We start from the raw sequence: 18,326 nt of genomic DNA on the forward strand, positions 1-18,326 counted from the left end.
CGACGCCCTTTCCCCGAGGGGCGGAACCACACTACAAGGCGGGCCTGACGGATCGATCCGTCGACCGACATCCAGGGCAATTCTCGAACAGACGATGCGCAACGCCAGCATCAGCCGCCGCACGGCGGAGACCGACGTCTCCGTCACGCTCGACCTCGACGGGACCGGCAAGGCCGCGATCGCGACCGGTGTCGGCTTCCTCGACCACATGCTGGAGCTGTTCGCGCGCCACGCCCTGTTCGACGCCGAGATCAAGGTGACGGGCGACCTCCACGTCGATCAGCACCACACCACCGAGGATGCCGGCATCGCGCTCGGTCAGGCCTTCGCGCGGGCGCTCGGCGACAAGCGCGGGATCAACCGCTACGCCGATCTCCACCTGCCGATGGACGAGACCCTGAGCCGGGTCGCCGTCGACATTTCCGGGCGTCCGTTCCTGGTCTTCCGGACCACGTTCCGCGTGGAGAAGATCGGGCAGTTCGACACCGAACTGGTGCGCGAGTTCTTCCAGGCCTTCGCGATGAACGCCGGCATCACCCTGCATGTCGAGACGCTCTACGGCGAGAACGCCCACCACATCGCCGAGAGCCTGTTCAAGGGTCTGGCCCGCGCCTTGCGGAAGGCGGTGGCGGTCGATCCACGCGAGGACGGGCGCGTTCCCTCCACCAAGGGCTCGCTCTGAGCCGCCACGCCGATGCAAGCGGCTCGGTGGCTTTCTGTTTTCGTCGCGATGCGCTTTTCTTCGACGAACCGGCCTCCACCTCGTCGGCAAGCGCTCTGAAGGGTCGGACCATGCGGATGCGAACCTACACGCTGCACGTGCCCGAGGGCGCCGTCCGCGGCGACGTGCACGCTCTCGATCGGGCGCAGCTCGTGCGCGACGGATTCTCGAGCCGCGCCTTCGCCTTCACGGTGCTGTGGTTCGCCTGGCACCGTCTCTGGCTCGCCGCCTTCCTCGTGCTCGCCGGCCTCGTCGGCCTGCGCTTGGCCGGCGAGGCGCTCGGTCTGCCGCCGGCGGCGGGTCTGATCGTGACCCTGCTGGCCGGCCTCCTGATCGGGCTGGAGGCCTCGTCCCTGCGCCGCTGGACCTATGGCCGCCGCGGCCTGCCCGCCCGCGACGCCGTGCTCGCGGCCTCGCAGGAGGAGGCGGAGATGAAGCTCGCGGCCCGCTGGCTCGACCGTGACTCGGCCCAGCGCCCGGTCCCCTCGGCCGCGCGCACCGCCCCGCGCCGCGACGAGGAGACGGCGCTCGGCTTCTTTCCGGCACACGAGGGCGCGCGGTGAGCGGACCAGGGAACGGGCAAACCGTCGCGATCATCGATTACGGCTCGGGCAACCTCCACTCGGCGGTGAAGGCCTTCGAACGGGCCGCCCGCGAGGCGGGGCAGGACGACACCCGCATCCTCCTCACCGATGTGCCCGAGGCCGTGGCCTCGGCCGACCGGATCGTGCTGCCGGGCGTCGGTGCCTATGCCGATTGCCGCCGCGGCCTGGACGCGGTGCCCGGCATGGTCGAGGCGCTGACCCAGGCCGTGCGTCGCGACGGCCGGCCCTTCCTCGGCATCTGCGTCGGCATGCAACTCATGGCGAGCCGCGGCCTCGAATACGAGGAGACGGCGGGGCTCGGCTGGATTCCCGGCGATGTCGGCCCGATCGTGCCGGCCGACCCGGCGCTCAAGATCCCGCATATGGGCTGGAACACGCTGGTGGCCGACCGCGCCCATGCCTTGCTCGACGGGATCGCGACCGGCGGCGAGGGCCTGCACGCCTATTTCGTCCACAGTTTCGCCCTGACGCCCGCCGAGCCGGCGGACGTGGTGGCGCATGCCGAGTATGGCGGGCGCGTCACCGCGATGGTGGCGCGGGACAACATGGCCGGCACGCAGTTCCACCCCGAGAAGAGCCAGCGGCTCGGTCTGGCGCTCATCGCCAATTTCCTGCGCTGGCGCCCCTGACCCGCCCCCCAATTTCTCCAACGACACGAGCTGACGCGTGATCCTGTTTCCGGCCATCGACCTCAAGGAAGGGCGCTGCGTCCGCCTCGTGCAGGGGGACATGGCCCAGGCCAAGGTCTTCAACGACGACCCCGCCGACCAGGCCGCCACCTTCGAGCGCCAGGGTTTCCCCTGGCTGCACGTGGTCGATCTCGACGGCGCCTTCGCCGGCGCGCCGCGCAACGCCGAGGCGGTCGAGGCGATCCTGGCGCGGGTGCGGATGCCGGTGCAGCTCGGCGGCGGCGTGCGCGAGATGCGCACCCTCGAAGGCTGGATCGAGAAGGGGGTGAGCCGCGTCATCATCGGCACCGCCGCCGTGCGCGACCCCGCCTTCGTCCGCGAGGCGGCCCGCCGCCATCCCGGCCGCATCGCCGTCGGCATCGACGCCAAGGACGGGCGGGTGGCGGTGGAGGGCTGGGCCCAGACCTCCAGCATGACCGCGGAGGATCTCGGCCGCCGCTTCGAGGATGCGGGCGTCGCCGCGATCATCTACACCGACATCGCCCGCGACGGCATCCTGAAGGGCCTCAACATCGAGATGACCCTGGCGCTGGCGCAGGCCGTGCGTATCCCGGTCATCGCTTCGGGCGGGCTCGCTTCCATGGCCGACGTGGACCGCCTGCTCGAGCCCGATTGCGCGGTGCTGGCCGGGGCCATCACCGGACGCGCCCTCTATGATGGCCGGATCGACCCGGCCGAGGCGCTCGCCGCCATCGCCCGCGCGGCCGAAGCGTCCTGACGGGCGGTCAACCGCTCCCGCCGCCCCGAAACAGCAGGCCGCCCGTGCTCAAGACCCGCATCATCCCCTGCCTCGACGTGAAGGACGGACGCGTCGTGAAGGGCGTGCAGTTCCTCGAACTGCGCGATGCGGGCGACCCGGTCGAGTCGGCCAAGGCCTACGACGCCGCCGGGGCCGACGAGCTCTGCTTCCTCGACATCACCGCGAGCCACGAGGCCCGCGGCACCCTGCTCGACGTGGTGAGCCGCACCGCGGAGGCCTGCTTCATGCCGCTCACCGTGGGCGGGGGCGTGCGCACCGTCGCCGACGTGCGCACCCTGCTGCTGGCCGGCGCCGACAAGGTCGGCATCAACACGGCGGCGGTGAAGAACCCCGAACTCGTGGCGGAGGCGGCGGAGAAGTTCGGCGACCAGTGCATCGTCGTGGCGATCGACGCCAAGCGCGTCTCCGCCGCCGGGGAGCCGGCGCGCTGGGAGATCTTCACCCATGGCGGGCGCAACCCGACCGGCCTCGATGCGGTCGCGTTCGCCCATCGGATCTCCGAGGGCGGGGCGGGCGAATTGCTGGTCACCTCCATGGACAAGGACGGCACCCGCTCGGGCTACGACCTCGCCCTGACGCGGGCGATCGCCGATGCCGTGCGCGTGCCGGTCATCGCCTCCGGCGGCGTCGGCGGGCTCGACGACCTCGTGGCGGGCGTGCGCGATGGCGGCGCGAGCGCGGTGCTCGCCGCCTCGATCTTCCATTTCGGGCAACACACCGTCGGCGAGGCCAAGGCCCACATGGCCGCCGCCGGGCTGGCGATGCGGCTCGACCCCTAGGGAGCCTTCCGGCGCGGATCGCCGCCCGTCTCCTTGGCGGCGGACCGCAGGGCCTCCAGCAGCGCCCCCTCGAGGAGGAGCGCCGAGCCGTAGTGGAATTCGATATCGAAGGCGTGGCGTGAATTCATGGAGAGCGAGGCGCTCTGCATGGCGACGAGCCGGCCCGCCTCGTCGAACAGGCCCGAGCCGGAGCCGCCATAGCCGTCGTTGCAATCGTGGCGGGCGCGGCGGGTGCCGCCCTCCGTCGGCGGGTCGACGCGGCGGATCGCGCAGGTCTCCAGGCTGCTCTCGCCGCGGTAATTCCCATGGCCGCCCGGCGAGACCATGGTGACCGGCAGCGTCAGGTCACCGGTCGCCAGATCCGGCGGCGCCTCGGGCAGGGGCTGGGTCGGCGCCTCGGCGGGCTGAACGAGGCGCAGGAGCGCCCAGTCGTCGGTGATGTGCAGCCGCTCCGCGTCCCGCGCCACGCCGAGATGCAGGCTGTCGGGCACGAAGTCGTAATTGCGCCCGCCGATCTGGAAGTAGCAATCCGCGACGACCCGCGTGGTCTCGAGCTGGCGATTGCGGAAGTTGTGAGCGTTGAGCATCACAAGGGTCGGCGCACCGATCAGCCACGCCGCCGCCGCCTTGCGGGGCACCCCGTCGGCGCGGCGGCACCACAGCACGCCCGCCCCGGGGAAGCGGAGACGATCCTCCGCCAGCAGGTCGCGACGCCCGTCCCGCGGATAGAGCGCGCCGGTCGCGTCCACATCGGATCCCCGTATTCCGTCGGTCGCTCCGGCCGGCGGGAGGGAGAACCCGGCGGTCCATCCGGCCAGCACGACGATGGCCGCTCGGCTGTGATGCCGCCACAAGGCCGTTCCACCGCCTCCCATGGGCACCATGCCTCCCCCCGATCCGGTTCGGCCACGTCGACGAGGGCCTCTTGAGCCAAAGTCGTGGCGCGCGGAGCGATGTCGGTCAAGAGACTCCACACACTGCCTGACGGCAAACTTAAGTTTGCCATATGCTCCCGACAAGAAATGTCGGACCGACTAAAGACATATACTCCAATAAAAGCCTAGAAACTATAGGCGAAGGAGCGCTAATAAGTCTTTCATAAGGCCACGCTGCTCTAAGGAAATGCTTAGAGAATCTCCGCGGGCCGCAGCTGGACTTCGAAGCGTGCCTGAAACCTCGGACGTGAAATCTGAGTGGTGCCGCGAGGCCGAAAGGCGTGGCGGTTGAGCGAGGAGACGCAGGATGAGCAGATACGTGACATCGGTCTCGGCACTGGCGATGCTGGCGCTCGCGCCGGTGGCCCTGTCGAGCGGGGCTTTCGCCAACGACAAACTCGTCGAGCTGTCGAAGAGCGACGACAACTGGGTGATGCCCGGCAAGAATTACGACTCGAACAACTTCAGCGACCTGAAGCAGATCAACAAGAGCAACGTGAAGCAGCTCAAGCCGTCGTGGACCTTCTCCACCGGCCTGCTGAACGGTCACGAGGGTGCGCCGCTCGTCGTCGACGGCAAGATGTACATCCACACCTCGTTCCCGAACAACACCTTCGCCCTCGGCCTCGACGATCCGGGCACGATCCTGTGGCAGGACAAGCCGAAGCAGAACCCCGCCGCCCGCGCCGTCGCCTGCTGTGACCTTGTGAACCGCGGCCTCGCCTACTGGCCCGGCGACGGCAAGACCCCGTCGCTGATCCTCAAGACGCAGCTCGACGGCCACGTCGTGGCCCTCAATGCCGAGACCGGCGAGACGGTGTGGAAGGTCGAGAACTCGGACATCAAGGTCGGTTCGACGCTGACCATCGCCCCCTACGTCGTGAAGGACAAGGTGATCATCGGCTCCTCGGGCGCCGAACTCGGCGTGCGCGGCTACCTCACCGCCTACGACGTGAAGACCGGCGGCCAAGTGTGGCGCGCCTACGCCACGGGTCCGGACAAGGACCTGCTGCTGGCCGACGACTTCAACGTCAAGAACGCCCATTACGGCCAGAAGGGCCTGGGCACCGGCACCTGGGAGGGCGATGCCTGGAAGATCGGCGGCGGCACCAACTGGGGCTGGTACGCCTACGATCCGGGCACCAACCTGATCTATTTCGGCACCGGCAACCCGGCGCCGTGGAACGAGACCATGCGTCCCGGCGACAACAAGTGGACCATGACCATCTTCGGCCGCGACGCCGATACGGGTGAAGCCAAGTTCGGCTACCAGAAGACCCCGCACGACGAGTGGGACTATGCCGGCGTCAACGTCATGATGCTCTCCGAGCAGAAGGACAAGGACGGCAAGGCCCGCAAGCTGCTGACCCACCCCGACCGGAACGGCATCGTCTACACGCTCGACCGCACCGACGGCACGCTGGTCTCGGCCAACAAGCTCGACGACACGGTCAACGTGTTCAAGTCGGTCGACCTGAAGACCGGTCAGCCGGTGCGCGATCCGGAATACGGCACCCGGATGGACCACCTCGCCAAGGATATCTGCCCCTCGGCGATGGGCTACCACAACCAGGGTCACGATTCGTACGATCCGAAGCGTGAACTCTTCTTCATGGGCATCAACCACATCTGCATGGATTGGGAGCCCTTCATGCTGCCCTACCGTGCGGGTCAGTTCTTCGTCGGCGCGACGTTGAACATGTATCCGGGCCCGAAGGGCGACCGTCAGAACTACGAAGGTCTCGGTCAGATCAAGGCGTATAACGCGATCACCGGCGACTATAAGTGGGAGAAGATGGAGCGCTTCGCCGTGTGGGGCGGCACCATGGCCACTGCGGGTGACCTCGTCTTCTACGGCACGCTCGACGGCTACCTGAAGGCGCGCGACTCCGACACGGGTGACCTTCTCTGGAAGTTCAAGATCCCGTCCGGCGCCATCGGCTACCCGATGACCTACTCCCACAAGGGCACGCAATACGTCGCCATCTACTACGGCGTCGGCGGCTGGCCGGGCGTCGGTCTGGTGTTCGATCTCGCCGACCCGACCGCCGGTCTCGGCGCGGTGGGCGCGTTCAAGAAGCTCGCCAACTACACCCAGATGGGCGGCGGCGTGATCGTGTTCTCGCTCGACGGCAAGAGTCCCTACGACGATCCGAATGTCGGCGAGTGGAAGTCGGCCGCCAAGTCGCAACCAAACACAACACCATCACCGAACCGACACGCCAAGGCCCGCGCTCACACAGCGCGGGCCTTGGCGCGTTCAGGAGCTGTGCCCGTCACAGCTCTCGACTGCGCGCGAAAACCGCGAAGCACTGTTGACGAAGACGCGTCCTGCTCATCGCCTTTCGATTTCCTTCGAAACCAGCAATCACCTGCTCGCGCCTCAGGCTCATCGGTCACGCGATTGTGCCGAGAAGACCGGATCTGGGGCGAGTAAGCGAAGCTTCACACGCCAAAGATAGCAGATGCCGCTCGGCGCGATTGCAGCATTTCACGAGCAACCATCGGGCAGCCGCGGCCAAAGACGCACTTCCAAGAGGCCGTCGACAACCTAAAACGTGTCGATTGGTGATCGAGCCGCCAGTGCTGGGAGCGAGAGATGGACGCGACATCGGTTCGCCTGAGCACGCTGGCGCATGGCGGTGGGTGTGGCTGCAAGCTCGATCCCGGCGTGCTGCGCACCTTGCTGGCCGACCAACCGCTGGCCGGCCCGTTCGAGCGTCTCCTCGTCGGCAACGAAACCTCGGACGACGCCGCCGTATGGGCTCTCGATGACGGCACCTGCGTGATCGCCACCACCGATTTCTTCACGCCGATGGTGGATGACCCCTACGATTTCGGCCGCATCGCCGCCACCAACGCTATCTCCGACATCTATGCCATGGGGGGAAAGCCGATCATGGCGCTCGCCATCCTCGGCATGCCCGTGGGCAAGGTCGCACCCGAAATCATCGCGCAGATCCTGAAGGGCGGTGCGAGCCTCTGTGCCGAAGCTGGCATTCCGGTCGCCGGCGGTCATTCCATCGACACGCCGGAGCCGATCTACGGGCTCGCAGTCATCGGCACCTGCCGGCGCGACGAGGTCCGCCGCAACACCGATGCGCGGTCCGGGGACGCCTTGATCCTGACGAAGCCCCTCGGTGTCGGGATCTACTCCGCAGCAATCAAGCGGGCCGCCTTGCCCGTTGGCGGCTACGACGAATTCATCGCCACGACGACGCGCTTGAACCGGATCGGCGCCGAACTCGCGCGCGAATCCGACATTCATACCATGACCGACGTCACGGGCTTCGGTCTTCTCGGCCACGGGCTCGAATTGGCCCGTGGGGCCGGTCTGACGGTGGTGATTGAAGCGGCAGCCGTACCGCTGCTGACCCACGCCGAAACCCTGGCCCGCGACGGCTTCATCACCGGCGCCTCCCGTCGCAACTGGTCGGCCTACGGCGAGTCCGTCATCCTGCCGGAGGGCATGCCGGATTGGCACTGCCACCTGCTGACCGATCCGCAGACCTCGGGCGGGCTCCTCGTGTCCTGTCGTCCCGAGCGGGCGGAAGCGCATCTCGTGGCGATCCGGGCTGCCGGATTCACCGAGGCGGCCATCATCGGGCGCGTCGAGGATGGCGCGCCCAGGGTCCGCGTGATCTGAACCCCCCTCCCCCCGATCTCGTGCTAACCCAATGAGGGTCGAGGGCGAGCTTGGTTCGTCATCGTCGCACATTCGCCGAAGATCGGCTTGGCGGTGGCTGCAGGGCGGGAACCGCATGTCCGATCACCAGACACACGGAGTTGGGCTTGGGGCGCCGTTACGGCCTGGAAATTCGCACCGCCACGCCCGCCGATGCGCCCGGTCTCGCGGAGATGCTGCTGAACGCCGGTCATCCCGTTGCTGCATCCGTCTTGGCGCAACGCCTCGAAACTCTCCGTCATCAAACGGGGACAGCCCTACTCGCCCTGGAATGGGGCCCGCCGAGCGGGATCGTCGTCCTGCATTGGTATCCGGCACTCTCGAGCGACGCCCCAGTCGCCCAGATCACCACCCTGCTGGTGGCGCCTGACGACCGCCGCCGGGGGATTGGTCGCCAGCTTCTGAAGTCGGCGTCGCAGGCCGCGCGAATGGCCGGCTGCGACGATCTCCAATGTCTCACGGCACCGGACGCACCGACACTGGAGGCATTTTGCCGTGCAACCGGCTTCCAGGACGCGGCGGGAGGGTTTGTCAGACCCCTGCGGAAGAAGGGTTGAAGCGCCGCCGACCGATGGCCGATCTGCTACGGCAGGATCCAGAGGCCAAGCCCTATTAAGAGGGCAATCGCCACGACGACTCCCGCATAGAGGGGCATGACCCAGCGATTACGGCCATGAGCGGTGTTCATCCGCGCCGCTCGGCGTCGACGCGGATGGGTCTCCTGTTCACGGGCCCGCGCGACACGGGCCGGCTCGGGGGGGCGGCCCGCCGCCTCGTCATCGGTACCCAGCGGCGAAAGGCCAGGATCATGAGCTGCAATCTTGTCGCCGGTGGCGCCGGAATCGATCTCCGCTTTGAGCTGCGCTATTGTCGGCCTGGATGAAGCGGGGGGCGCCTCGGGTATGCGGTCGGCCGGGGGTGGCGGAGTCTCGGAGCGGAACGCCACGGCTGATCGCCGTCTCGTCAGCGTGCGCTGCCGCCCGTACCGCCGCCCCCGCTCCCCTGCGGGATCGCCCGCTCGGGCTGCCCGGCATTGCCACCGGCCGCGGAATTCGTGGTGATGGTGTCGGCACCGGTCGGACCCGGCGCGATGACGTAATCGACGCTGTTGCCCGTGGTGTTGGTCTGGCGCTGGATGATCGTTCCGGGCGGATAACGTCCGGGCGGTCCCTCGAAGGGCTGGGCTTGGGCTCCGACAGCACCCGCGCCCAGAGCGGCGAGAGCGGCGGCAGTGAAAACCGGGAGACGCATGATCATGTCCCTAACAAACCGATCGACAGCTCTATCGCACTCGCGCGGTGTGAGCATCGTGAGCGGTTAATTCGATCATCCCCGGCCCAGTTTCAGCACGACTTCGCGACGAATACGCTCACAGTCACAGGAATTGTGAGAGATGCACGCAATTCGATGCATGCCGTCAGCCTCTCCTTGACGCCGACCTGCGAGTTCGAGGGCCGATGAGCGATCTTGGACGGACCATGGTGACCAGTGCAGAGCAGCGAGCAGAACCGCGCCTCCGTGTCGGCGAGGCTGGATTGATCGCGCTTGACGAGCACAGCTCGGTCGGTTGCCTCGTGCATGATGTCTCGAACGGGGGTGTGCGGATCACCCTGCCGGACGCCGCTATCATCCCCGACGTGTTCCTGCTGGTTGCCTCGTGTCTTCCGGCCGCGACCGTCTGCCGTGTCATCTGGCGCGAAGATGAAATGATCGGTGCCCGCTTCCAGCCGCAAGACAATCGAGCCTAATCCGAGGAAGCTCAGGTCGCGCGGAAAATTCCTTTCTCACACGATCGTACCCTCGCGCCATCACTGATCGCGATGGCGCCTCCGCGTGTGATTTTGTAGCTTCGGACGGCGTTCGCAATTCCACCCGAACCCGATGGCGATGGTCCCAACAGGCTACAATCCGGCGCTCGTCGCCCTGTCGATCGCCATCGCGGTCTTCGCGTCCTACACGGCCCTCGACCTGGGGGGGCGGGTTCGCAGCGCCGATCCGAAGCTGCGGTTCGCCTGGCTCGCAGGGTCTGCCCTGGCGATGGGCGGTGGCATCTGGTCGATGCATTTCGTCGGCATGCTGGCGTTCGAGATGGGGCTACCGGCCAGCTACCATCTCGGGCTCACGATCCTCTCGCTTGCCATCGCCATCAGCGTCACCGGCCTCGCTCTCGCCTTCGTCGCCCGGGAAGGCGCCCGTGACCGCGATATCCTCATCAGCGGCCCCCTGATGGGAATCGGGGTGGCCGCGATGCACTACACCGGCATGGCGGCGATGCAGGTGCACGGCAATCTCGCCTTCAGTGTACCGATCGTCGCCCTTTCGGTCGCGATCGCGATCACGGCGGCGACCGCTGCCCTCTGGCTCACCTTCCGCACCGGCAGTCCCTGGCAGAAGCTCGGTGCCGCCTGCCTCATGGGCGCGGCCGTGGCGGGCATGCACTATACCGGAATGGCGGCGGCAACCTTGACGGCGGAGGTGGGCGGGGCGCACGCAGCCCATGTCGCTGCCACGAGCGTGGATCAGCAGAACCTCGCGCTCGCCGTCGCGGGTGCCACCTTCGTCATCCTGTTTCTCGCGATCCTCGCTTCCTCGGTCGATCAACAAAGAGTCGGGGGCGAGCTGCGCGCGAGCGAGGAACGCTTCCGCGCCGCGATCCAAGCCGTGCGCGGTGTGCTCTGGACGAACGACCCGCAGGGCCGCATGGCCGGGGAACAGCCCGGATGGTCGGCCCTGACCGGCCAGTCGCGCGCCGAATATGAAGGCTATGGTTGGGCCGAGGCCGTCCACCCCGACGACCGGCAAGCGAGCATCGATGAATGGAATCGAACGGTCGCGGAGCGCCGAACCTTCGTCCACGAGCATCGAGTTCGGGCCAAGGACGGGACCTGGCGCCATTTCGCCATCCGGGCGATCCCCGTTCTGGATCCGCACGGTGAAATCCGCGAATGGGTCGGCGTCCATACCGACATCACCGAGCAGCGGGAGGCCGAAGCCGAGTTGCGCGAGTCGAACGAGGAGATTCAGCGCTACGCCTATATCGTGAGCCACGATTTGCGGGCGCCCCTCGTCAACGTGATGGGTTTCACCAGCGAATTGGAGGCGACCCGCGAGGACATCCGCGCGGCGCTCGGAGACCATCCGCAGGCCAAGCGGATCGATACCGATATGGCCGAGGCACTGGGTTTCATCAGCGCGGCGATCACCAAGATGGAGGGTCTGATTGCGGCGATTCTCAAACTGTCCCGTGAGGGAAGACGCCGCTTCGACGCCGAGCCCATCGACACGACCGCGCTGTTCCAGGGCATCGTCGATGCCCAGCGCCATCAGGCCGAGCGGCGGGGCGCGATCGTCACGGTGGCGCAGGGCATGCCGACCATCGCCGCCGACCGCCTCGCGGTGGAGCAGATCTTCGGCAATCTCGTCGACAACGCTCTGAAATACCTCGATCCCGCCCGGCCGGGGCGCATCGAGATCGCGGCGAAGCCGGCGCCGGGCAACCGGGTGCGTTTCGTCGTCTCGGATAATGGCCGCGGCATCGCAACGAAGGATCATGCCCGCGTCTTCGAGTTGTTCCGCCGCTCCGGTGCGCAGGATCAACCCGGCGACGGAATTGGCCTTGCCCATGTGAAGGCCCTGGTGCGGGCGCTGGATGGCCGCATCGAGCTGTCCTCGACGCTGGGTACGGGCACGACGTTCACGGTGACGCTGCCCCGCGGGACGGTTACAGGCAATCGGATGGAGGCCGCTGTGACGCGGCTCGCCGCCGAATGACGATGGAGACCGCCGTGCACCCCGTCTGCATCGTAATGATCGAGGACGACGAAGGTCATGCCCGCCTGATCGAGCGCAACATCCGCCGCGCGGGCGTGAACAACGAGATCGTTCCCTTCCGCGACGGCACCTCTGCGCTCGCCTACCTGCTCGGGCCGGGCGGCACCGGCGAGGCGAGCGCACGGCGTCATCTGCTCGTCCTGCTCGACCTGAACCTTCCGGATATGACCGGCATCGACATTCTCGAGCGGATCAAGGCCAATCCGCATACCCGCCGCTCGCCGGTCGTGGTTCTGACGACCACCGACGACGCCCGCGAAGTCCAACGCTGTTACGATCTCGGCGCCAACGTCTACATCACCAAGCCGGTCAACTACGAAGGCTTCTCGAACGCGATCCGTCAGCTCGGACTGTTCTTCTCGGTGATGCAAGTGCCCGAGAACTCATGAGCGGGTCGCCTGCCCCGGCCGCCGGCCGCATCCTCTACATCGATGACGATCCGGGCCTTGGCCGCCTCGTGCAACGGGCGCTTCAGAGTCGTGGCTACGCCGTCGAGGTCGTCCTCGATTGCGGTGCGGGGCTCGCACGGCTGCGCGAGGGCGGCATCGACCTGGTGGCCCTCGACCATCACATGCCGGGGCAGACCGGGCTCGATCTCCTGCCGGATATTCGCGCCCTGCCGGACGCTCCCCCGGTGGTCTACGTCACCGGCTCCGAGGACAGCCGCGTGGCGGTCGCCGCCCTCAAGGCGGGAGCGGTCGATTACGTTTGGAAGGATGTGCAGGGCCAGTTTCGCGAGTTGCTGGGCGAGGCGGTCGATACGGCTTTGCGCGCGGAGGCTTTGCGGCGGGACAAGGAGCGTGCCGAGGCAGCGGTTCGGGAAGCCCGTGACCGCGCCGAGCTTTTGCTGCGCGAGGTCAATCATCGCGTCGCCAATTCCTTGACATTGGTGGCGGCGCTCGCCCGCATGCAGACCAGTGCGGTCAAGGATCCGGCCGCCAAAGACGCCCTGGAAGAGATGCAGAACCGCATCTCGGCCATCGCCGGCATTCATCGGCGCCTCTACACCTCGCAGGATGTCGAGGCGGTGGAACTCGACGCTTATCTGAGCGGCCTCGTGGAGGAATTGCAGCTCGCCATGAAGGCCTCGGGGCGCGACCACGCCATCCGCCTCCGAGCCGAGCCGATTCGGCTCGCGACAGACAAGGCGGTGTCCCTCGGCGTCGTCGTCACCGAACTCGTCACCAACGCCTACAAATACGCCTACCCGGCAGAGACTTCGGGGGAGATCCGGGTCACGGTGGAGCGTCAGGATCCGGACACCCTCTCGCTGGCGGTCGAGGATGACGGCGTCGGCTGGACCGGCGAAGGCGAGGCGAAGGGCACCGGGCTCGGCTCCCGGATCATCCGAGCGATGGCCTCGAACCTGCGCTCCGCCCTCACCTACGCTCCGGGCCGAACCGGAACACGGGCAGTCCTGTCGTTCCAGGCGTGAGCTGCAAGCTCAGCCGCCACCGATGCCGGTTGTGACCTTTCCGGTGCCTTTGCAATCCGGACACGCGCCTGCTTCCGTCCGGCCCGAGCCAGCGCAGGATCGGCAGAGATTCTCGCCGCTGCCGGGAGTTCCGGGCGGGGCGTCGTCTCCGGGTTTGGTGGGTTCACTCGTGATGGGTTGGCTCACAACGTGGCCCTCTTTCCCGGCGGGATCGGTCATCCTGGGCCGCTTGCCGACGGCGGACCGGAATTCTGCGGGCGCGACCGGCATGTGGGGGCGTCGCCGTTACGGCGGCGCGCAACGCAGGGCGAGAAGCTCTTCGAGACTCGGCTCCACCCCCAACAGCAACACTTTCCAGGCCGGCATGGTCGCGACGCCGAGGGCTGCTGCCAGCCCGAGCCAGGGCAGGACTCGCAACGGCGCGGTCACAGCCCCCTCCCCCGCCGGACGAGCCACCAACCGCTGAGCAGCATGGCGAGGCCCCAGCCGAGGAACCCAAGGTCCCAATACAGCCACTGCACCCGGTCGACCCGCTCGTTGACGTGATGCACGCCGAGCCAATGGTGATCGATCGACCCCTCGATCAGGTTGAACAAGCCCCATCCTATGAGGAGGCTGCCGACCAGCACCCGGTATGACCAGCGTCGGTGCTGTCGATGGGCACGGCGCCACAACACGAACAGTCCGAGCACGACGAAGACGTAGGCGGCGCTGTGAAAGACGCCGTCCCACAGCGTGTTGCGCTGCAGGTTCTCGATCGAATCGATTGGGTACTAGGAGCTGAGCATGTGATGCCATTGCAGCACCTGATGCAGGACGATGCCATCGAAGAACCCGCCGAGGCCGAGGCCGAGCAGAACTCCGGCAGCGACCGGGAACGAACCGCCCTCCCCTGCCGCTGTCGCTGTCGCTGAGACGGATCTCACGGCGCGCGATAGGCTGAGCCATCTTCGGCCCGGGCCGGCATCTCGACGTAGCGACCGCTTTCCGGGACGGCAACGCGCTCGAAATCCCGGGCGAGGGCATCGAGGCCGCGCCGCATATCGGGTCCGGCGAGTGGGCGACCATGGCCAGTGATGACGCGCTCCGGCTTGAGGGCTGCGAGCGTCCGCACAGATGATGCGGCGGTATCCCACTCGGTCGTCAGGTACATCGGCGGGCCGTGGATTTCCGGCGCCTGAGTCGCGACGGCATAGGCCGATTCCTGCGCCGTGGTCACGAACGCGTCGCCGACGATCAGGCTGCCGTCGGCCCTGCGCCAGAACGACACGTGACCGGGCGAATGACCGGGCGTGTGGATCCAGCGCCAACCCGGCATCGGCGGCACGCTTCCGTCGGCGGGAAGCGTTTGCAGGCGTTCCGACACATCGACCGGACTTGTCGGATAGAGCGGCGAGAGACGCGCCATCAGCCCGCCACCGACACTGGGATCCGGCGGCGGGTAGGACGCGCTCCCGTCGAGATAGGGTCGCTCCAGCGCGTGGGCGAAAACCGGCGCGTCCTACTCCCGCGCTAGATCTTCGAGAACCCCGACATGGTCGAAGTGACCGTGCGTCAGGACGATCGCCGCAGGGCGGGCATCGCGACCGAAGCGAGCTTCGGCGGCGTCGCGGATCGCAGGGGCCGAGCCGGGGATGCCGGCATCGACCAGCACCCAGCCCCGGTCACCCGCATCAGGCTCGCCCACGAAGACGACGTTGGCCAGAACCAATCGGCGATAGGCGAGGTCGGACGCGACCGCGTGAGTATGGTCGCCTCGTTCGGCATCCGCCCGCGGATCGTCGGCTCGCGCCTGCGGGCTGACCGGTATCTGCTGCGCCACGGCCGTCTCCTTCCGTGCGTTCGGCGCTTCCAGCGCACCGATATGCCGGTGAAGGCGTCAGAGGAGCGGCCAAGTTCCGGAGGCGGAACCGATTTGACGAGCAGGGACCGCGCCGCAGGGGCGCGGCCCGTAAGGCCTCAGCCGCGCTGACCGATACCGACGTAATCGCGCCGGTCCGGGCCGACATAGAGCTGACGCGGGCGGCCGATCTTCTGCGACGGATCCTCGATCATCTCGGCCCATTGCGCGATCCAACCGACCGTGCGGGCCAGGGCGAACAGCACGGTGAACATCGAGGTCGGGAAGCCGAGGGCCTTCAGGGTGATGCCCGAATAGAAGTCGATGTTCGGGTAGAGCTTCTTCTCGATGAAGTACTCGTCCTTCAGCGCGATCTGCTCGAGCTGCACCGCCACTTCGAGCAGGTCATCCTTGATCCCGAGCTCGTTGAGCACCTCGTGAGTGGTTTTCTGCATGATACGAGCACGCGGGTCGTAATTCTTGTAGACCCGGTGGCCGAAGCCCATGAGGCGGAAAGGATCGTTCTTGTCCTTGGCCTTAGCGACGTATTTCTGCACGTTCTCCGGATGCCCGATCTCCATGAGCATCTTGAGTGCCGCTTCGTTGGCGCCGCCATGGGCCGGTCCCCACAGGCAGGCAATGCCGGCGGCGATGCAGGCGAACGGATTGGCCCCCGAGGAGCCGGCCAGGCGCACCGTCGAAGTCGACGCGTTCTGCTCGTGATCGGCATGGAGGATGAAAATCCGATCGAGCGCGCGGGCGTAGATCGGATTGATCACGTACTCTTCGCAAGGCACAGCGAAGCACATCCGCAGAAAGTTCGACGTATAGTCGAGATCGTTCTTCGGATACACGAACGGCTGGCCAATGGTGTACTTGTAGGCCATGGCGGCCAGCGTCGGCATCTTGGCGATCATGCGCAGGCTGGCGATCATCCGCTGCGACTCGTCCGAGATATCGGTCGAGTCGTGGTAGAAGGCCGAGAGCGCGCCGACGCAGGCGACCATCACCGCCATCGGGTGGGCGTCGCGGCGGAAGCCCTGGAAGAAGCGGTTCATCTGGTCGTGCACCATGGTGTGGCGCGTGACCCGGTAATCGAAATCGGCCTTCTGGGCGGCGGTCGGCAGCTCGCCGAACAGCATCAGATAAGCCGTTTCTAGGAAGTCGCCCTGCTCGGCCAGCTGCTCAATGGGATAGCCGCGATACAGCAGCACGCCCTCGTCGCCATCGATGTAGGTGATCTTCGATTCGCAGGAAGCGGTCGAGGTAAAGCCCGGATCGAAGGTGAATTTGCCGGTCTGAGCGTAAAGCTTGCCGATATCGACCACGTCGGGTCCGATGGTACCGGATTTGACGGGGAGCTCGACGTGTTTGTCACCCACGATGATGGTGCTGGGGGAGGCGCTCATGGGAACGCGGTCCTTTCTCGCGACGGGGACAACACCGGATCGGAAGCCGAACCGCCTCCCGATCCGTTGTGGCGCCGCAGCGGAAAGCTGCGCCTGCTCACTGGAACACCGGGTTAGCGGATCGGCCCCGACCCAGCAACGGGCGGGTGCCTTTCGTCCTTCGCAGATGCGAGAACCGGGCCCATTTGTCACCGCTTCGCGGTTCGAAATCAGCCCGCGACGCGATCCCGCAGGCGCGCCAACGATTCGTCGCGCCCGAGGACCGCCAGGACGTCGAAGACCGGCGGCGAGGTCGCTCGGCCGGTGAGCGCGGCTCGCAACGGCTGGGCGATTTGGCCGAGTTTGATTCCCGCCTCTTCGGCGTAACGGCGCACGGCGCTCTCCGTCGCCGACGCGTTCCACTCCGGCAGGTTTTCGAGCGCCGGGATCAAGCTCCGCAGACGCTCCGCCGCGTCACCGGCGAGCAGGGCGTCCGCTTTGGCATCGAGCACCAGCGGACGGGGGGCGTAGAGGTAATAGGCGCTGTCGAGCAGCTCCACGAGAGTTTTGGCGCGCTCCTTCAGCCCCGGCATCGCGGCTACGAGCTTTTCGCGAAGCTCGGGGGAAAGGGTGGTCGGCAGGCCGCGCTCCGGGCCGCGTGCGGGGAGAATTGCCTCGATCGCCGCGACGAGGGCCGCGTCGTCGCTGCCGCGTATGTAGAGGCCATTGAGGCTTTCGAGCTTGGTGAAGTCGAAACGCGCCGCCGAGCGGCCGATCGCCTTCAGATCGAACGCCGCGATCATCTCCTCCGTCGAGAAGACCTCCTGATCGCCGTGGCTCCAGCCGAGACGGACAAGGTAGTTGCGGAGCGCCGTGGGCAGGTAGCCGCGGTCGCGGTATTCCTCGACGCCGAGCGCGCCGTGACGCTTCGAGAGCTTGGCTCCGTCCGCACCGTGAATCAGCGGGATATGCGCCATGGCCGGAACGTCCCAGCCGAGTGCCCGATAGATCTGGCTTTGGCGCGCGGCGTTGGTGAGGTGGTCGTCGCCGCGAATGATCTGCGTCACGCCCATGTCGTGGTCGTCCACCACGACGGCGAGCATGTAGGTCGGGGTTCCATCGGAACGAAGCAGTACGAGGTCGTCGAGATCGCGATTGGCCCAGGTGACGCGGCCCTGCACCCCGTCATCCACCACGGTCTCGCCCTCGAGCGGGGCGCGCAGGCGGATCACCGGCTTCACGCCGGCCGGCGCCTCGGACGGATCGCGGTCGCGCCAGCGGCCGTCATAACGCGGCGCCCGGCCCTCGGCGCGCGCCGTCTCGCGCATCTGCGTCAGCTCTTCGGCGGTGGCGTAGCAATGATAGGCATGGCCGGACGCCAGCAGGCTCTCGGCAACCGCGCGATGCCGCTCGGCGCGGGCGAATTGGTAGATCACCTCGCCGTCCCAATCGAGGCCGAGCCAGCGCATGCCGTCGAGAATCGCGTCGATGGCGCCCTGCGTCGAGCGCTCGCGATCGGTGTCCTCGATTCGCAGCAGCATCCGTCCGCCGAAGCGGCGGGCATAGAGCCAATTGAACAGGGCCGTGCGCGCGCCGCCGATATGGAGGTAGCCCGTGGGCGAGGGCGCAAAGCGCGTGACGACGGGTGCCGACATCGA

At 67.2% G+C, this 18,326-nt stretch carries 17 protein-coding genes and 3 pseudogenes; 12 read left to right on the forward strand and 8 right to left on the reverse strand.

Annotated elements, in window-relative coordinates; all coding sequences use genetic code 11:
• Positions 1–94: 94 nt before the first annotated feature.
• From hisB to hisF, 5 genes are all read left to right on the forward strand, one after another.
• Positions 95–682 (forward strand): imidazoleglycerol-phosphate dehydratase HisB, encoded by a 588-nt coding sequence (gene hisB / locus OWC43_RS18335; protein WP_137831526.1) that lies wholly within the window; start codon positions 95–97, stop codon positions 680–682.
• A gap of 116 nt (positions 683–798) precedes the next feature.
• Entirely contained in the window at positions 799–1,284 is a 486-nt protein-coding gene (locus OWC43_RS18340; RefSeq protein WP_393957721.1) for a DUF2628 domain-containing protein, read from the forward strand.
• A complete protein-coding gene (gene hisH / locus OWC43_RS18345; RefSeq protein ID WP_137831524.1) occupies positions 1,281–1,955 on the forward strand; it encodes an imidazole glycerol phosphate synthase subunit HisH in 675 nt (224 codons plus the stop codon). The genes OWC43_RS18340 and hisH overlap by 4 nt, the downstream gene beginning before the upstream one ends.
• Positions 1,956–1,992: 37 nt before the next feature.
• On the forward strand, positions 1,993–2,733 hold the full coding sequence (gene hisA / locus OWC43_RS18350) for a 1-(5-phosphoribosyl)-5-[(5-phosphoribosylamino)methylideneamino]imidazole-4-carboxamide isomerase (protein ID WP_137831523.1): 741 nt from the start codon (positions 1,993–1,995) through the stop codon (positions 2,731–2,733).
• 44 nt (positions 2,734–2,777) lie between these two features.
• Positions 2,778–3,554: an imidazole glycerol phosphate synthase subunit HisF gene (gene hisF / locus OWC43_RS18355; RefSeq protein WP_137831522.1), complete on the forward strand. Its 777-nt coding sequence runs from the start codon at positions 2,778–2,780 to the stop codon at positions 3,552–3,554.
• Here hisF and OWC43_RS18360 read toward each other — a convergent pair.
• Positions 3,551–4,429, reverse strand: a complete 879-nt coding sequence (locus OWC43_RS18360) for a serine protease (protein WP_393958588.1) — start codon at positions 4,427–4,429, stop codon at positions 3,551–3,553. The two genes, hisF and OWC43_RS18360, sit on opposite strands and share 4 nt — an antisense overlap.
• Before the next feature lie 367 nt (positions 4,430–4,796).
• Here OWC43_RS18360 and OWC43_RS18365 point away from each other — a divergent pair.
• The 3 genes and pseudogenes from OWC43_RS18365 to OWC43_RS18375 all read left to right on the forward strand — a co-directional run.
• Positions 4,797–6,674: pseudogene (locus OWC43_RS18365) on the forward strand (methanol/ethanol family PQQ-dependent dehydrogenase); the annotation flags it as partial.
• A gap of 414 nt (positions 6,675–7,088) precedes the next feature.
• On the forward strand, positions 7,089–8,135 hold the full coding sequence (gene selD, locus OWC43_RS18370; protein ID WP_393957722.1) for a selenide, water dikinase SelD: 1,047 nt from the start codon (positions 7,089–7,091) through the stop codon (positions 8,133–8,135).
• 146 nt (positions 8,136–8,281) lie between these two features.
• A complete protein-coding gene (locus tag OWC43_RS18375) occupies positions 8,282–8,731 on the forward strand; it encodes a GNAT family N-acetyltransferase (protein ID WP_393957723.1) in 450 nt (149 codons plus the stop codon).
• Between the two features lie 26 nt (positions 8,732–8,757).
• On the opposite strand, the gene OWC43_RS18380 is transcribed toward OWC43_RS18375, so the two are convergent.
• Both OWC43_RS18380 and OWC43_RS18385 read right to left on the reverse strand, forming a co-directional pair.
• Complete coding sequence (locus OWC43_RS18380) at positions 8,758–9,120, reverse strand: hypothetical protein (protein WP_393957724.1); 363 nt, start codon at positions 9,118–9,120, stop codon at positions 8,758–8,760.
• Between the two features lie 17 nt (positions 9,121–9,137).
• On the reverse strand, positions 9,138–9,425 hold the full coding sequence (locus OWC43_RS18385) for a hypothetical protein (protein ID WP_137827933.1): 288 nt from the start codon (positions 9,423–9,425) through the stop codon (positions 9,138–9,140).
• 206 nt (positions 9,426–9,631) lie between these two features.
• Here OWC43_RS18385 and OWC43_RS18390 point away from each other — a divergent pair, with 206 nt between their 5' ends.
• The 4 genes from OWC43_RS18390 to OWC43_RS18405 all read left to right on the forward strand — a co-directional run bounded on the left by OWC43_RS18390 (position 9,632) and on the right by OWC43_RS18405 (position 13,440).
• Positions 9,632–9,922 carry a PilZ domain-containing protein gene (locus OWC43_RS18390; RefSeq protein ID WP_393957725.1) on the forward strand — a complete coding sequence of 97 codons (291 nt, stop codon included), beginning with the start codon at positions 9,632–9,634 and terminating at the stop codon, positions 9,920–9,922.
• A gap of 139 nt (positions 9,923–10,061) precedes the next feature.
• Entirely contained in the window at positions 10,062–11,945 is a 1,884-nt protein-coding gene (locus tag OWC43_RS18395) for an MHYT domain-containing protein (protein WP_393958589.1), read from the forward strand.
• Positions 11,942–12,394 (forward strand): response regulator, encoded by a 453-nt coding sequence (locus OWC43_RS18400; RefSeq protein WP_393957726.1) that lies wholly within the window; start codon positions 11,942–11,944, stop codon positions 12,392–12,394. Before OWC43_RS18395 ends, OWC43_RS18400 begins: the two co-directional genes overlap by 4 nt.
• Complete coding sequence (locus OWC43_RS18405) at positions 12,391–13,440, forward strand: sensor histidine kinase (protein ID WP_393957727.1); 1,050 nt, start codon at positions 12,391–12,393, stop codon at positions 13,438–13,440. Before OWC43_RS18400 ends, OWC43_RS18405 begins: the two co-directional genes overlap by 4 nt.
• 9 nt (positions 13,441–13,449) lie before the next feature.
• On the opposite strand, the gene OWC43_RS18410 is transcribed toward OWC43_RS18405, so the two are convergent.
• From OWC43_RS18410 to gltX, 5 genes and pseudogenes are all read right to left on the reverse strand, one after another.
• Positions 13,450–13,659 carry a hypothetical protein gene (locus OWC43_RS18410; protein ID WP_393957728.1) on the reverse strand — a complete coding sequence of 70 codons (210 nt, stop codon included), beginning with the start codon at positions 13,657–13,659 and terminating at the stop codon, positions 13,450–13,452.
• A 206-nt stretch (positions 13,660–13,865) separates the two neighbouring features.
• Positions 13,866–14,366: pseudogene (locus OWC43_RS18415) on the reverse strand (DUF2243 domain-containing protein).
• Positions 14,363–15,262, reverse strand: a pseudogene (locus OWC43_RS18420) (MBL fold metallo-hydrolase). The pseudogenes OWC43_RS18415 and OWC43_RS18420 overlap by 4 nt, the downstream one beginning before the upstream one ends.
• Positions 15,263–15,399: 137 nt before the next feature.
• On the reverse strand, positions 15,400–16,689 hold the full coding sequence (gltA, locus tag OWC43_RS18425; protein WP_137827927.1) for a citrate synthase: 1,290 nt from the start codon (positions 16,687–16,689) through the stop codon (positions 15,400–15,402).
• Between the two features lie 209 nt (positions 16,690–16,898).
• A complete protein-coding gene (gene gltX, locus OWC43_RS18430) occupies positions 16,899–18,323 on the reverse strand; it encodes a glutamate--tRNA ligase (RefSeq protein ID WP_393957729.1) in 1,425 nt (474 codons plus the stop codon).
• Positions 18,324–18,326 lie beyond the last annotated feature (3 nt).

Origin of the sequence: Methylorubrum sp. POS3 (assembly GCF_043352485.1) — a bacterium.
GTDB lineage: Bacteria > Pseudomonadota > Alphaproteobacteria > Rhizobiales > Beijerinckiaceae > Methylobacterium > Methylobacterium suomiense.

What these genes read in the sequence shown, in the direction of transcription:
- hisB (WP_137831526.1), top strand. Translation starts at nt 95, where the DNA reads ATGCGCAACGCCAGCATCAGCCGCCGCACGGCGGAGACCGACGTCTCC.
- OWC43_RS18340 (WP_393957721.1), top strand. Translation starts at nt 799, where the DNA reads ATGCGAACCTACACGCTGCACGTGCCCGAGGGCGCCGTCCGCGGCGAC.
- OWC43_RS18360 (WP_393958588.1), bottom strand. Translation starts at nt 4,429, where the DNA reads ATGGGAGGCGGTGGAACGGCCTTGTGGCGGCATCACAGCCGAGCGGCC.
- selD (WP_393957722.1), top strand. Translation starts at nt 7,089, where the DNA reads ATGGACGCGACATCGGTTCGCCTGAGCACGCTGGCGCATGGCGGTGGG.
- OWC43_RS18385 (WP_137827933.1), bottom strand. Translation starts at nt 9,425, where the DNA reads ATGCGTCTCCCGGTTTTCACTGCCGCCGCTCTCGCCGCTCTGGGCGCG.
- OWC43_RS18390 (WP_393957725.1), top strand. Translation starts at nt 9,632, where the DNA reads ATGAGCGATCTTGGACGGACCATGGTGACCAGTGCAGAGCAGCGAGCA.
- OWC43_RS18395 (WP_393958589.1), top strand. Translation starts at nt 10,062, where the DNA reads ATGGTCCCAACAGGCTACAATCCGGCGCTCGTCGCCCTGTCGATCGCC.
- OWC43_RS18400 (WP_393957726.1), top strand. Translation starts at nt 11,942, where the DNA reads ATGACGATGGAGACCGCCGTGCACCCCGTCTGCATCGTAATGATCGAG.
- OWC43_RS18405 (WP_393957727.1), top strand. Translation starts at nt 12,391, where the DNA reads ATGAGCGGGTCGCCTGCCCCGGCCGCCGGCCGCATCCTCTACATCGAT.
- OWC43_RS18410 (WP_393957728.1), bottom strand. Translation starts at nt 13,659, where the DNA reads ATGACCGATCCCGCCGGGAAAGAGGGCCACGTTGTGAGCCAACCCATC.
- gltA (WP_137827927.1), bottom strand. Translation starts at nt 16,689, where the DNA reads ATGAGCGCCTCCCCCAGCACCATCATCGTGGGTGACAAACACGTCGAG.
- gltX (WP_393957729.1), bottom strand. Translation starts at nt 18,323, where the DNA reads ATGTCGGCACCCGTCGTCACGCGCTTTGCGCCCTCGCCCACGGGCTAC.